This window comes from Nonomuraea sp. NPDC003201, assembly GCF_053590415.1.
The window spans coordinates 100,694-114,192 of sequence record NZ_JBSFTC010000007.1; the positions used below are offsets into that span (position 1 = coordinate 100,694).

Consider the following 13,499-nt stretch of genomic DNA (forward strand, 5'->3'; position numbering starts at 1 on the left):
GCCCGACGTGCCCAGAGGCCAGCCTGAGCGACCCGGAGAGCGCGATGGTTCGAGATGGCCGGGTAATGAGCGGGGTGAGCGGATGGCGTGGCCGGGCGACGAGGTACGACGGCCCTCCGAGACGAGCTGGGACGGGTTCTCGTTGCGCGAGCGCGGTGAGCGACTGCCCGCCGCGGTGGTCGAACGCCCCCGCTACACCTGGTACGACTTCGAGCTCGACGACCAGCCCAGGGCCCAGCCCAACCGGCCCGGCATCCCGTCCATGGGCGACGGCCTGCGCCACTGCGGCAAGCTGGAGTCCATCCTGCACCGCCAGTGGGACGCCAGGCAGGGCCCGCCGTCGGCGGACGTCGTACGCGCCGTGGAGAGCCTCGCCCGCCTGCCGGAGCGGCTGAAGGAGAAGCTCGCGGCCGGGCTGGAGGGCATCTACGTCGGCCGCGGCGGCGTCCCGGACCTCGACGACATGGGCTACTTACGCGGTGCCCCGCTCCCGTCGGGCCGCGCCACCTGGGACATCTGCGCGGGCGCGTACGGCGACCGGAAGATCGTCGTGGGTGACCGCCCGTCACCGACCCCGGACGTTATGATGCACGAGGTCGGCCATGCCATCGACGACATCGACTCGGCGTACGGCGGCTGGGTCTCCGACTCCCCTGAGTTCGTCCGCCTCTACGACACGGCCATGCCGCTGCTGGCCTCGACGTTCCACCGCCAGGGCGGGGGGCTCGGCCGTAAGGAGTTCTTCGCCGATGCCTTCGCCGCCATAGCCTCCCGCCAGCGTCCGGCCCTCGTGGACATGCTCGGGGGAGACACGCGGATGGCGCTGGACATCATGCTCTTCTTCAACCGGCGCTACGGAATCTAGGTGATCGGACATGTACGTCATCCGGCTCGCGGACGGGACCCTGCGCGTGCCGCAGAGCCTGACCAGCGAAGACGGGCGTCTGATCGGGAACGCGTACGTCGAGGTGCTGCCCGGTGATCCGGACTACGACCAGTTGTTGCCGGAGGCGCTGACAGAGGAGGAGCTGGCCGAGCGCCGCAACGAGTGGGAGAAGGAGAACGACGAACTGGAGCGTGAGTTCCTGGCCTTCAAGGCGCGGCAGGAGGACGCCTGAGGCGACCAGACAGGCGCCAACCACGGTCGGCGGTTGGCGCCGCCTCATGCTGCCGGACGGAAGTGTGGCCGAAAGCACGCGAACAGTGGGGCGCGCCGGCGGTGATCCTGCCGTCGCAGGATCACCGTCTGCACGGTCAGACGCGCGGGGACTCACCTGCCGGCCTGTCGGCCGTCAAAACGTCCTCGCCACGTAGAAGGGCGTGCACTTCCGACTCGCGGAACCGCCGGTGCCCTCCGGGGGTGCGGATACTGCTGATGCGGCCTGCCGCAGCCCAGCGTGTAACCGTCTTTGGGTCTACCCGGAAGAGGGCGGCAACCTCTCCTGGGGTCAGCAGACGCTCGCTGCTACTCTCCACCAATCTCTCCCCCTCGCATCCCGCTTCCTGCCAGCGGGCGGACAGGTAACCAGTGTGTCGAGCGAAGCCTGATTTATCCGTGGTTTTCTGCAAAGATCACGGGTTGTTATCAGCTGACTGCCCGATTGTTATATGATAGAGCCTCTTTGGGGCTCTCGTGGGTGTTTCTTTACGAAACTCCCTGACTGGGAACAGTAGCATCGCTCGCGTTCGATGCGAAGAGCGACCGGTCCACGGGTCCGAGTAACCTCGAACCTGTGCCTCCTGTTCTCGTTTACACACTGTCGCGCATCGGCATCTTTGCGGTCACTCTCGGGGTGCTGTGGCTGCTCGGCCTGCAAAACCCGTTCGTGCTGATCCTGGTGTCTTTCTTGATCAGCGGCATAGCGAGCTACGTCCTGCTCAGCAAGCAGCGTGATGCCGTGAGCGAACGCATCAGCAACAAGATCGACCGGCCGAAGCCGCAAGACGACTAGGGCAGGGGGAACATGCCAATCCGGGCATGGTACTCCCGTCCGAGTCTGGTTGTGTCGCTACCGACAAGTAGTCCACTGCGATGCGCGTAAAACGCCTTCACACCGATGCCGCGCTCGCGTGTGGGATTCCAACTGAGGGCCATTCCCGTAGTCGGATGAATGGCGCTGATCCCCGGGCGTGAGACCGCTCCGGGGCCGGCGGAGTCACGCCCCTGCGGATTGTTCAGCCAGCGCTGATGTCCGCCGACGTAGACCGCCGCGCCCGTCACGGAAACCGCGTAGAGCGAGTCGCCTCCGGTGGCGTTCACCCAGGTCGGCCTGATGGTGGAGCCCTTGGAGTACGTCTCGAACCTGGCGGCCGTGTCGCACATCCCGCCCTTGGGGCCGCCGGTGGTGACGACCGCGAAATAGTGGCCGTCGGGTGAGAAGTCCAGGCCGCGCACGTACGAGGGGAACTCGCTCATGCACGGGCGCGCGTACGCCTCCGTCCGCCAGGGCGCGAGCCTGGCGGTGGGGCCGCTGATGTCGATGAGCCCGAGCTGCGGCCTGGACTGGCCGGCGAGCGTGGTGAACGAGCCGTCCACGGCGAGCCGGTAGCGGGTGGCGGCGATCGCGTAGACCTTCACCCTGGGCGTCAGCGATCCGCCGGGCGTGATGCCGAACGCCGGGTCGGCCGCGCCCGTCGTCACGTCGATCCTGGCCAGCGCGGTGCGCGGGCTGGTGAAGTCGCCGCCCACGTAGAGCTTGGAGCCCTGCCTGGCCAGCGTGGCGACCATGCCGCCGCCGATGTGCGGCGCGAAGCCGGTCACCAGCGTGCCGTCGGAGAGCTTGAGCCTGGCCAGCGACCTGGCGGGCGAGTCGTTGACGCCGATGAACTCGCCGCCGACGTAGACGGTGCCCTGGTCGCCGGCGGCCAGGCCGTACACGGGGCCGGGGACGATCGGCGCGAAGCCCGGCAGGACGCGGCCCGTGGTCAGGTTGTAGGCGAAGAGGTTGGAGCGCGGGTAGGCGGTGGTGCGGGCGGCGTCGCTCACCTCGCTGAACGAGCCGCCGACCACGACGGTGTCGCCGACGACCGTGATCGCGTTGACGATGCCGTCGAGCACGTGCGGGGTGTTGTCTACCGGGTCGGCCGAGACGACGCCGAAATGCGCCGTGGGAGCCGAGGCGATGATCGCCGCAAGGGCGACACGGGCAAGCATTCGCCAAGTTTTAGCAGACGTTCAGTAGTCTCGTAGTTACTTTCCGTTGAATGTCCGCGTTCATGGCCGCGGATACGGGCCTGGAGGGCCTCCCATAGTCTTGGCCTATGACGCGCGCTCAGTTGGACAAACAGCCGGACGAGGTCGCCGCGATGTTCGATCGCACCGCCCGGCGCTACGACCTGGTCAATGACGTGATCTCCCTCGGGCAGGTCAGGATGTGGCGCAAGGCGGTGGCCGCGGCCATCGACGCGGGCCCCGGGGAGCTCGTGCTCGACCTGGGGGCCGGCACCGGCACGTCCACCGACGCGTTCACCACGCTGGGCGCGCGGGCCATCGCGTCCGACTTCTCGCTGGGCATGCTCCGCACCGGCGTGCGCCGCCACGGCGGCAACGCGCTGTCGGGTGAGGGGGTGCCCTTCATCGCGGGCGACGCGCTGCGCCTGCCGTTCGCCGACGACTCGTTCGACGCGGTGACGATCTCGGTGGCGCTGCGCAACGTGCACGACACCCGGCAGGCGCTGCGGGAGATGCTGCGCGTCACCAAGCCGGGCGGCCGACTGGTGATCTTGGAGTTCTCCCACGTGACGTTCGAGCCCTTCGATCTCGTCTACCGCGAATATCTGATGAAGCTGCTGCCAAAAGTGGCCAAGGTGTTCGGCTCGAATGACGATTCCTATGAATATCTGGCTGAGTCGATCCGGGATTGGCCCGACCAGCGCACACTGGCCCGGACCATTCAGGACGCCGGCTGGGAGCGGGTCGCCTGGCGCAATCTCACGATGGGCATCGTCGCCCTGCACAGAGGGTTCAAGGCGGCGTGAGACCACACGCGACACACCGTTCCTCTTGGATCACAGAACAGCACCCCGACTGCCACTATGTACTGGAAAAGCAGTAGACTGCGGGCCGACAAGTTTGTGAAGGGGTTCACAAAGGAACGAAGGCAGCACACCACCCCCGAGGCCTTCGAGCGTGTAGGACAGGACAGTCCAGTGACCGTGCCAACAGCCACCCGCCGAGCGCAGGAGCTCGTCGCGAGAGAGCGACGAAGGAGCCAACGAGTGGCGAAGCGGGCGCGACCATGAGCCCCCGAGCGCAGGAGCTCGTCGCGAGAGAGCGACGAAGGAGCCAACGAGTGGCGAAGCGGGCGCGACCATGAGCCCCCGAGCGCAGGAGCTCGTCGCGAGAGAGCGACGAAGGAGCCAACGAGTGGCGAAGCGGGCGCGACCATGAGCACAGTTGACGCTGACGTCATCGTCGTCGGCGCAGGTCCCGCCGGTTCCGCGACGGCCTGGTACCTCGCTCAGGCCGGACTCGACGTGCTGCTCCTGGAGAAGACCAGGTTCCCCCGCGAGAAGGTCTGCGGCGACGGCCTGACGCCGCGGGCGGTCAAGCAGCTGCTCAACATGGACGTCGACATCGACGCTCCCGGCTGGGTCAGGAACAAGGGGCTGCGCGTCGTCGGCGGCGGCCTCCGCTTCGACCTCGACTGGCCCCAGCTCGAGCGCTTCCCGGACTTCGGCCTCGTACGCACCCGCCAGGACTTCGACCAGATCGTCGCCGCCAACGCGGTCAAGAACGGCGTGCGCCTGATGGAGGGCGTGACCGTCACGGGGCCCGTCCTCGACGACCGCAGCGGCCACATCGTCGGCGTGACGACCAAGGACGGCCGCGAGTACCGCAGCCGCGTGGTGGTGGCCGCCGACGGCAACAGCACCCGGCTGGCCCTGGGGATGGGGCTGCACAAGCGCGAGGACCGCCCGATGGGCGTGGCGGTGCGGACGTACTTCGAGAGCCCGCGCCACGACGACGACTACCTCGAGATCTGGCTGGAGCTGTGGGCGCAGGAGAAGCTGCTGCCCGGCTACGGCTGGATCTTCGGCGTCGGCGACGGCACCGCCAACGTGGGCCTCGGGCTGCTCAACACCAGCGCGCAGTTCAAGAACATCGACTACCGGGACCTGCTGCGGACCTGGTGCGAGGCCATGCCTCCCGAGTGGGAGTTCACCGAGGAGAACATGACGGCCCCCATCCGCGGCGCCGCGCTCCCCATGGCCTTCAACCGGCAGCCGCACTACACGCGCGGCCTGGTGCTCGTGGGCGACTCGGGCGGGTCGATCAACCCGTTCAACGGCGAGGGCATCGCCTACGCCATGGAGACCGGTGAGATCGCGGCGGAGGTCATCGCCAAGGCCCTCAGGGGCACCACCCCCGCGGACCGGGAACGCGCTCTGAGGACCTATCCTCAAGTGCTGAAGGACGCCTACGGCGGTTACTTCACCCTGGGCAGGCTGTTCGTCGAGCTCATCGGAAAGCCGGGCGTGATGAGCTTCGGCACCAGGCACGGTCTCCCTCACCCGAGGCTGATGCGCTTCGCCATCAAACTCCTTGGTAATCTCACCGACCGGCGAGGCGATGCGTCAGACATGATCATTAACGCTCTCTCGAAGGTCGCCCCACCAGCATGAATCTCAGAACTGACAGATCCGGCTGCGCGCCCGCGCGCGCGGCGACTCCGGAGGAGGCGTAGCGATGGACCTTTACGTGCCCATCCTGGTGCTCGCCGTTCTCGCGGGGGGCTTCGCGATCTTCTCGGTCGCCATCGCTCCCTTCACCGGCCCCAAGCGCTGGAACCGCGCGAAGCTTGACGCCTATGAATGCGGCATCGAGCCGACGCCCCAGCCCGTCGGTGGCGGACGGTTCCCGCTCAAGTACATGGTCACCGCGATGCTCTTCATCGTGTTCGACATCGAGATCATCTTCCTCTACCCATGGGCGGTCTCGTTCGCGCCGCAGACGAACGACGCCGGCCAGGTGCTCAGCTCCGGTCTGGGGCTGTTCGCGCTCGTGGAGATGGTGCTGTTCATCGTCACCGTGCTCGTCGCCTATGCGTACGTGTGGCGCCGCAAGGGTCTGGACTGGGACTGAAAATGGGACTTGAAGAGAAACTCCCCAGCGGGTTCATCCTCAGCACGGTCGAGGCGGCCGCCGGATGGGCGCGCAAGAACTCCGTGTGGCCCGCCACATTCGGCCTCGCCTGCTGTGCCATCGAGCTGATGGCCACCGGCGGCCCCCACTACGACCTGGCGCGCTTCGGCATGGAGCGCGCTTCGGCGTCTCCTCGCCAGGCCGATCTCATGATCGTCGCCGGCCGCGTCTCGCAGAAGATGGCGCCCGTCCTGCGGCAGATCTACGACCAGATGGCCGAGCCGAAGTGGGTCATCTCCATGGGCGTGTGCGCCTCCAGCGGCGGCATGTTCAACAACTACGCGATCGTGCAGGGCGTCGACCACGTCGTGCCCGTCGACATCTACCTGCCGGGCTGCCCGCCGCGGCCCGAGATGCTGATCGACGCGATCGTGAAGCTGCACGACAAGATCCAGAACATGAAGTTCGGCGCCCACCGCGCCAAGCAGATCGAGGAGCTCGAGCTGCAGGCGCTGCGGCCGCTGCCGCTGATCGACCAGGGAGCCTCGAAGTGACCTCGCCCGACAACCTCCCCGGTAGCCCGGAAAGCGGTGAGACCCCCGAGGCCGCGGTTCCCGCCATCCCCGAGGCGCCCATCGCCCGGCACGGCATGTTCGGCACCCAGGACTCCGGCGACACCTCCGGCTACGGCGGTCTCGTCGTGCGCCGGGCGCCGCAGCTGTCGACGCCCCGCCCGTACGGCGGCTACTTCGACGAGGTCGTGGACGGCCTGGCGCTCGACGACGCCATCGAGCGCGTGGTCGTCGACCGCGGCGAGCTGACCCTGCACGTCAAGCGGGACCGGCTGGTCGAGGTCTGCCAGAAGCTGCGCGACGACCCGGCCCTGCGCTTCGAGCTCTCGCTGGGCGTCACCGGCGTGCACTACCCGCACCTGACGGGCGAGGAGCTGCACGCGGTCATCCACCTGTGCTCGATCACCTACAACCGCCGCGTACGCGTCGAGGCCAGCGCTCCCGACTCCGACCCGCACATTCCATCGACCGTGGGCGTTTACCCTGGTCACGACTGGCATGAGCGTGAGGCGTACGACTTCTTCGGGATCATCTTCGACGGTCACCCCGCGCTCACCCGGATCATGATGCCGGACGACTGGGACGGCCACCCTCAGCGCAAGGACTACCCGCTCGGCGGCATCCCGGTCGAATACCGCGGCGCCACCATCCCCGCGCCCGACCAGAGGAGGAGCTACTCGTGAGCACCGCTTATGACGAGGCGACCGAGGGCAAGGTCTATTCGGTCAACGGCGGCGACTGGGACGAGGTCGTCACCGGAGCGCGCGACACCGAAGAAGAGCGCCTGGTCGTCAACATGGGCCCGCAGCACCCGTCCACGCACGGCGTGCTCCGCCTGGTCCTGACCCTCGACGGCGAGACGGTGACCGAGGCGCGCAGCGTCATCGGCTACCTGCACACCGGTATCGAGAAGAACATGGAATACCGGACGTGGACCCAGGGGACCACGTTCGTGACCCGCATGGACTACCTCTCGCCGATCTTCAACGAGACCGCCTACTGCCTGGGCGTGGAGAAGCTGCTCGGCGTCGAGGACCGCATCCCGGACCGGGCGCAGGCCATCCGCGTGATGATGATGGAGCTCAACCGGATCTCCTCGCACCTGGTCGCGATGGGCACGTTCGGCATGGAGCTGGGCGCGACCACGCCGTTCCTCTTCGGCTATCGCGACCGCGAGATGATCATGGATCTCTTCGAGTACATCACCGGTCTGCGCATGAACCACGCCTACATCAGGCCGGGCGGCGTGAGCGTCGACCTGCCCGCGGGCGCGGTCGACAAGGTCGGTGAGTTCCTCAAGGAGATGCCCAAGCGGATCAAGGACATCCGCAAGCTCCTCGACGCCAACCCGGTCTACGTGCGCCGCACCAAGGACGTGGCCTACCTCGACCTGACCGGCTGCATGGCCCTGGGCATCACCGGCCCGATCATGCGCGCCGCCGGGCTCCCGTGGGACCTGCGCAAGTCGCAGCCCTACTGCGGCTACGAGACGTACGAGTTCGACGTCGCCACCGAGCGTGGCTGTGACGTCTACTCGCGCTACCTCGTGCGCATGAAGGAGATGGAAGAGTCCCTCAAGATCATTGAGCAGGCGCTCGACCGCATCGCCGGCCCGCTCAAGGGCGACCCGGTGATGATCGAGGACAAGAAGATCGGCTGGCCCGCGCAGCTCGCGCTCGGCCCCGACGGGTTCGGCAACTCGCCCGACCACATCGCCCACATCATGGGCTCCTCGATGGAAGCGCTCATCCACCACTTCAAGCTGGTGACCGAGGGCTTCCGGGTGCCTGCCGGGCAGGCGTACGCCAGCATCGAGTCGCCCAAGGGCGAGCTCGGCGCCCACGTGGTCAGCGACGGCGGCACCCGCCCCTACCGCGTGCACTTCCGCGAGCCGTCCTTCTGCAACCTGCAGGGTTTCCCCGCGATGGCAGAGGGCGGCCAGGTCGCCGACGTGATCGCCGCGGTGGCTTCTATCGACCCCGTCATGGGAGGTGTGGACCGGTGACTTATTCACCGGAGATCCGTGAGCGTCTCGAAAGGGATGCCAAGGAGATCATCGGGCGTTACCCGAAGACGCGCTCCGCACTGCTGCCGCTGCTCCACCTCGTGCAGTCGGAGGACGGCTACGTCTCCGACGACGGGCAGGAGTTCTGCGCGGAGATGCTGGGCGTCAGCAAGGCCGAGGTCACCGGCGTCGCGACCTTCTACACGATGTACAAGCGCAAGCCCGCCGGCGACTACCACGTCGGCGTGTGCATCAACGCGCTGTGCGCGGTCATGGGCGGCGACCAGATCTGGGACGAGCTGTCCGAGCACGTCGGCGTCGGCCACGAGGAGACGACCGCCGACGGCAAGATCTCGCTGGAGCGCCTCGAGTGCAACGCGGCCTGCGACTTCGCCCCCGTCATGATGGTCAACTGGGAGTTCTTCGACAACCAGACCCCCGAGTCGGCCAAGCAGCTCGTCGACGACCTGCGTGACGGCAAGGACGTGCGGCCGACCCGCGGCCCGAAGAAGCTCTGCAGCTTCAAGGACGCCTCGCGCGTGCTCGCCGGCCTGCCCGACGACCTGGCGGGCGACGGCCCGTCGGCCGCCGGCGCCTCGCTGGAGGGCCTGAAGGTCGCCAAGGCCAACGGATGGAAGGCCCCCGAGGCATGAGCACGACTTTGACACCGGTCCTGACCGCGAACTGGGACCAGCCCAACTCCTTCACCATCGACGTCTACGGCGAGTACGAGGCGGCGAAGAAGGCGCTGGCCATGGACCCCGACGCCGTGATCCAGGCCGTCAAGGACTCGGGCCTGCGCGGCCGCGGCGGCGCGGGCTTCCCCACCGGCATGAAGTGGGGCTTCATCCCGCAGGGCGACGGCAAGCCGCACTATCTCGTCGTCAACGCCGACGAGTCGGAGCCGGGCACCTGCAAGGACATCCCGCTGATGATGGCCAACCCGCACTCGCTGGTCGAGGGCATCATCATCACGGCCTACGCGATCCGGGCCAACCACGCCTTCATCTACGTGCGCGGCGAGGTGCTCCACGTGATCCGGCGGCTGCACGCGGCCGTGCGGGAGGCGTACGAGAAGGGCTACCTCGGCACCGACATCCTCGGCTCCGGTTACGACCTCGAGCTGGTCGTGCACAGCGGCGCCGGCGCGTACATCTGCGGCGAGGAGACGGCGCTGCTCGACTCGCTGGAGGGCTTCAGAGGTCAACCGCGACTCAAGCCCCCGTTCCCCGCCGTGGCGGGCCTGTACGCCTCGCCGACTGTCGTGAACAACGTCGAGTCGATCGCCAGTGTTCCCTCGATCATCGGCAACGGCGCCGACTGGTTCGCCGGGATGGGCACCGAGAAGTCCAAGGGCTTCGGCATCTTCTCGCTGAGCGGCCACGTCACCAGGCCCGGCCAGTACGAGGCGCCGCTCGGCATCACGCTGCGCGAGCTCCTCGACATGGCGGGCGGCATCAGGGCCGGTCACCAGATCAAGTTCTGGACCCCGGGCGGCTCCTCCACGCCGATCTTCACCGACGAGCACCTCGACGTGCCGCTCGACTTCGAGGCGGTCGGCGCCAAGGGCTCCATGCTCGGCACCCGCGCCCTGCAGATCTTCGACGAGACCACCTGCGTGGTCCGCACGGTGCTGCGCTGGACCGAGTTCTACGCCCACGAGTCCTGCGGCAAGTGCACGCCGTGCCGCGAGGGCACGTACTGGCTCAAGCAGGTGCTCAAGCGCCTGGAGAAGGGGCAGGGCACCGAAGAGGACCTGACCACGATCACCGACATCGCGGACAACATCCTGGGCCGCTCGTTCTGCGCCCTGGGCGACGGCGCGACCAGCCCGATCCACTCCTCCGTGAAGTACTTCCGCGACGAGTACCTCAAGCACTTCGAGATCGGCGGCTGTCCGTTCGACCCGAAGAAGTCCACTCTCTGGGGTGAGCAGTGACAGTCGTAGAGACCGAGACGAACCTGGTGACCCTGACCATCGACGGGTTCCAGGTCAGCGTGCCCAAGGGCACCTTGATCATCAGGGCCGCCGAGCTCCTGGGCATCCAGATCCCCAGGTTCTGCGACCACCCGCTGCTCGACCCGGCGGCCAACTGCCGCCAGTGCCTGGTCGACATCCCCGACGCGGGCAACGGCCGCGGCTTCCCCAAGCCGCAGCCGTCGTGCGCGATCGAGGTCGCCGAGGGCATGGTCGTGCAGACGCAGCTCACCTCGCCGGTCGCCGAGAAGGCGCAGCGCGGGGCCATGGAGCTGCTCCTGATGAACCACCCGCTCGACTGCCCGGTCTGCGACAAGGGCGGCGAGTGCCCCCTGCAGAACCAGGCCATGTCCAACGGCCAGGGCGAGTCCAGGTTCCAGGAGCAGAAGCGGACCTTCCCCAAGCCGCTGCCGCTGTCCACGCAGGTGCTGCTCGACCGCGAGCGCTGCGTCCAGTGCGCCCGGTGCATCCGCTTCTCCGACCAGATCGCCGGTGACCCGCTCATCGAGTTCTTCGAGCGCGGGGCCAAGGAGCAGGTGCGCACCGCCGAGGGCAAGCCGTTCAACTCCTACTTCTCCGGCAACACGGTGCAGATCTGCCCGGTCGGCGCGCTGACCGGTGCCGCCTACCGGTTCCGGGCCCGCCCGTTCGACCTGGTCTCCACGCCGAGCGCGTGCGAGCACTGCGCCGCCGGTTGCGCCCAGCGCACCGACCACCGGCGCGGCCGGGTCACCCGCCGCCTGGCGGGCAACGACCCGCAGGTCAACGAGGAGTGGAACTGCGACAAGGGCCGCTGGGCCTTCACCTACGCCCAGCAGCCCGACCGGCTGAAGACGCCGCTGGTCCGCAACGAGGAGGGCGTGCTCGTGCCCGCCTCGTGGCCGGAGGCGCTGGCGGTGGCCGCCGAGGGCCTGGCCAAGGCCCGCGGCAAGGCCGGCGTGCTGGTCGGCGGCCGGGTCACGGTCGAGGACTCGTACGCGTACGCCAAGTTCGCCCGCCTGGCCCTGGGCGGCAACGACATCGACTTCCGCGCCCGGCCGCACTCCGCCGAGGAGGCGCAGTTCCTGGCCCACGCGGTGGCCGGCAAGGGCATCGAGGTCAGCTACACCGACCTCGAGAAGGCCCCCCACGTGCTGCTCGTCGGGTTCGAGCCCGAGGAGGAGTCGCCGATCGTCTTCCTGCGCCTGCGCAAGGCGTGGCAGAAGAAGGGCCTCAAGGTCACCTCGATCGCCCCGTTCGCCTCGCCCGGCCTGGTCAAGATGGGCGGCACGCTCATCCGCACCGCGCCCGGCACCGAGGCCGACGCGATCGGCGACCTGGTCGGCACGCTGGCCGAGGGCACGATCGTGTTCGCCGGCGAGCGCCTGGCCACCGTGCCCGGCGCCCTGTCCGCCGTGATACGGCTCGCCAACGCCTCCGGCGCCAGGCTCGCCTGGGTGCCGCGCAGGGCGGGCGAGCGCGGCGCGGTCGAGGCCGGCGCGCTGCCCAACCTGCTGCCGATCGGCCGCCCGGTCGACGACGAGACCGCCAGGGCCGAGGTCGCCAGGGCGTGGAACGTGGCCTCGCTGCCCGCCACCCCCGGCCGCGACACGACCGGCATCCTGGAGGCCGCCCGCGCCGGTGAGCTGGACGCGCTGGTCGTGGCCGGCGTCGACCCCTACGACCTGGCCGACCCGGCGGCGGCGCTCGACGCGCTCGAGCACACGCCGTTCATCGTCAGCCTGGAGATCCGCGCCAGCGCCGTCACCGACCGCGCCGACGTGGTCCTGCCCGTCGCCGCGGTTCAGGAGAAGGGCGGCACGTTCGTCAACTGGGAGGGCAGGGGCCGCTCGTTCGAGGCGCCGCTGAAGGTGCCCGGCCTGCAGAGCGACCTGGCCGTGATCGGCAACCTGGCCGACCGGATGGACGTCCACCTGGGCCTGCCGGACGCCAAGGCCGCCCGGCGGGAGCTGTCCGGCCTGGGCGCCTGGCGCGGCAGCCGCGTCACCGCCCCGCACACCGCCACCCGCGCCCAGGTCGCCCCGGCGGCCGGCGAGGCGCTGCTGGCGACCTGGCACCTGCTGCTCGACGAGGGCAGGCTGCAGGACGGCGAGCCGTACCTGGCGGGCACCGCCCGCGCCGCGGAGGCGCTGGTCTCCGAGAGCACGGCGGCCGAGCTCGGGGTCGCGGACGGCGACAAGCTCGTCGTCGGCGACAGCGTCACGCTGCCCGTGCGCGTCGCCGACCTGCCGGACCGGGTCGTCTGGGTGCCTGCGAACTCCGGCGGCTGCTCGGTCACCCGTGACCTGCACGCGGTGGCCGGCGACATCGTCACCATCGGGAGCGCCTCATGACCTACGTTCTCGCGGCCGATCCCACCCTCGCCGACTTCGGCAAGGACCCGCTGTGGATCACCATCATCAAGGCCGTGATGCTGTTCGCCTTCCTGATGCTGGGCATCCTGTTCGGCGTCTGGTTCGAGCGCAAGCTGATCTCCAGGATGCAGAACCGGTACGGCCCCAACCGGGCCGGTAAGTTCGGCCTCCTGCAGTCGGTGGCCGACGGCCTGAAGATGGGCCTGAAGGAGGACCTCTTCCCGCGGACCGTGGACAAGGTGCTCTACCTGCTGGCCCCGGTCATCATGGTGGTCCCGGCGTTCCTGGCCTTCTCGATCGTGCCGTTCGCGCCGATGGTCAACCTGTTCGGCGTGCAGACGCCGCTGCAGATGGTGGACCTGCCGGTGGCAGTGCTGTTCATGCTGGCCATGGGCGCGGTGTCGGTCTACGGCGTGGTGCTGGCCGGATGGTCGTCGCGCTCGCCGTACGCGCTGCTGGGCGGTCTCAGAAGTGCGGCGCAGGTGGTCTCGTACGAGATCGCCAT

15 protein-coding genes are annotated in these 13,499 nt (G+C 68.6%); 13 read left to right on the plus strand and 2 right to left on the minus strand.

Annotation, left to right across the window (positions count from 1 at the left end; genetic code table 11):
- Positions 1 to 82: 82 nt before the first annotated feature.
- Both ACWDX9_RS05740 and ACWDX9_RS05745 read left to right on the plus strand, forming a co-directional pair.
- A complete protein-coding gene (locus tag ACWDX9_RS05740; RefSeq protein WP_225963881.1) occupies positions 83 to 865 on the plus strand; it encodes a hypothetical protein in 783 nt (260 codons plus the stop codon).
- Between the two features lie 10 nt (positions 866 to 875).
- Positions 876 to 1,118: a hypothetical protein gene (locus ACWDX9_RS05745; protein ID WP_350739826.1), complete on the plus strand. Its 243-nt coding sequence runs from the start codon at positions 876 to 878 to the stop codon at positions 1,116 to 1,118.
- Between the two features lie 136 nt (positions 1,119 to 1,254).
- On the opposite strand, the gene ACWDX9_RS05750 is transcribed toward ACWDX9_RS05745, so the two are convergent.
- A complete protein-coding gene (locus ACWDX9_RS05750) occupies positions 1,255 to 1,476 on the minus strand; it encodes a BldC family transcriptional regulator (RefSeq protein WP_026214226.1) in 222 nt (73 codons plus the stop codon).
- A gap of 257 nt (positions 1,477 to 1,733) precedes the next feature.
- Here ACWDX9_RS05750 and ACWDX9_RS05755 point away from each other — a divergent pair, with 257 nt between their 5' ends.
- Positions 1,734 to 1,952, plus strand: a complete 219-nt coding sequence (locus tag ACWDX9_RS05755) for a DUF4229 domain-containing protein (RefSeq protein ID WP_350739829.1) — start codon at positions 1,734 to 1,736, stop codon at positions 1,950 to 1,952.
- Here the strand turns inward: ACWDX9_RS05755 and ACWDX9_RS05760 are convergent.
- Complete coding sequence (locus ACWDX9_RS05760) at positions 1,949 to 3,154, minus strand: hypothetical protein (RefSeq protein ID WP_449949478.1); 1,206 nt, start codon at positions 3,152 to 3,154, stop codon at positions 1,949 to 1,951. The two genes, ACWDX9_RS05755 and ACWDX9_RS05760, sit on opposite strands and share 4 nt — an antisense overlap.
- Before the next feature lie 107 nt (positions 3,155 to 3,261).
- Here ACWDX9_RS05760 and ACWDX9_RS05765 point away from each other — a divergent pair, with 107 nt between their 5' ends.
- The 10 genes from ACWDX9_RS05765 to ACWDX9_RS05810 form a co-directional block, all read left to right on the plus strand.
- Positions 3,262 to 3,978 carry a demethylmenaquinone methyltransferase gene (locus tag ACWDX9_RS05765; RefSeq protein ID WP_449949481.1) on the plus strand — a complete coding sequence of 239 codons (717 nt, stop codon included), beginning with the start codon at positions 3,262 to 3,264 and terminating at the stop codon, positions 3,976 to 3,978.
- Between the two features lie 408 nt (positions 3,979 to 4,386).
- Positions 4,387 to 5,625, plus strand: coding sequence for a geranylgeranyl reductase family protein (locus ACWDX9_RS05770; protein WP_350739837.1), 1,239 nt, complete (start codon positions 4,387 to 4,389; stop codon positions 5,623 to 5,625).
- Between the two features lie 64 nt (positions 5,626 to 5,689).
- Positions 5,690 to 6,085 carry an NADH-quinone oxidoreductase subunit A gene (locus tag ACWDX9_RS05775; RefSeq protein ID WP_185069986.1) on the plus strand — a complete coding sequence of 132 codons (396 nt, stop codon included), beginning with the start codon at positions 5,690 to 5,692 and terminating at the stop codon, positions 6,083 to 6,085.
- Between the two features lie 2 nt (positions 6,086 to 6,087).
- Positions 6,088 to 6,639 carry a NuoB/complex I 20 kDa subunit family protein gene (locus ACWDX9_RS05780; protein ID WP_185069987.1) on the plus strand — a complete coding sequence of 184 codons (552 nt, stop codon included), beginning with the start codon at positions 6,088 to 6,090 and terminating at the stop codon, positions 6,637 to 6,639.
- Entirely contained in the window at positions 6,636 to 7,340 is a 705-nt protein-coding gene (locus ACWDX9_RS05785; protein WP_397372726.1) for an NADH-quinone oxidoreductase subunit C, read from the plus strand. Before ACWDX9_RS05780 ends, ACWDX9_RS05785 begins: the two co-directional genes overlap by 4 nt.
- Positions 7,337 to 8,662: an NADH-quinone oxidoreductase subunit D gene (locus tag ACWDX9_RS05790; RefSeq protein WP_449949486.1), complete on the plus strand. Its 1,326-nt coding sequence runs from the start codon at positions 7,337 to 7,339 to the stop codon at positions 8,660 to 8,662. The genes ACWDX9_RS05785 and ACWDX9_RS05790 overlap by 4 nt, the downstream gene beginning before the upstream one ends.
- Positions 8,659 to 9,315, plus strand: coding sequence for an NADH-quinone oxidoreductase subunit NuoE (nuoE, locus tag ACWDX9_RS05795; protein ID WP_350739842.1), 657 nt, complete (start codon positions 8,659 to 8,661; stop codon positions 9,313 to 9,315). The genes ACWDX9_RS05790 and nuoE overlap by 4 nt, the downstream gene beginning before the upstream one ends.
- On the plus strand, positions 9,312 to 10,601 hold the full coding sequence (gene nuoF, locus ACWDX9_RS05800) for an NADH-quinone oxidoreductase subunit NuoF (RefSeq protein WP_350739844.1): 1,290 nt from the start codon (positions 9,312 to 9,314) through the stop codon (positions 10,599 to 10,601). The genes nuoE and nuoF overlap by 4 nt, the downstream gene beginning before the upstream one ends.
- Positions 10,598 to 12,973, plus strand: a complete 2,376-nt coding sequence (locus ACWDX9_RS05805) for an NADH-quinone oxidoreductase subunit G (RefSeq protein WP_364253585.1) — start codon at positions 10,598 to 10,600, stop codon at positions 12,971 to 12,973. The genes nuoF and ACWDX9_RS05805 overlap by 4 nt, the downstream gene beginning before the upstream one ends.
- The coding region (locus ACWDX9_RS05810) for a complex I subunit 1/NuoH family protein (protein ID WP_449949490.1) at positions 12,970 to 13,499 on the plus strand (530 nt) is incomplete at its 3' end. The genes ACWDX9_RS05805 and ACWDX9_RS05810, both read left to right, overlap by 4 nt.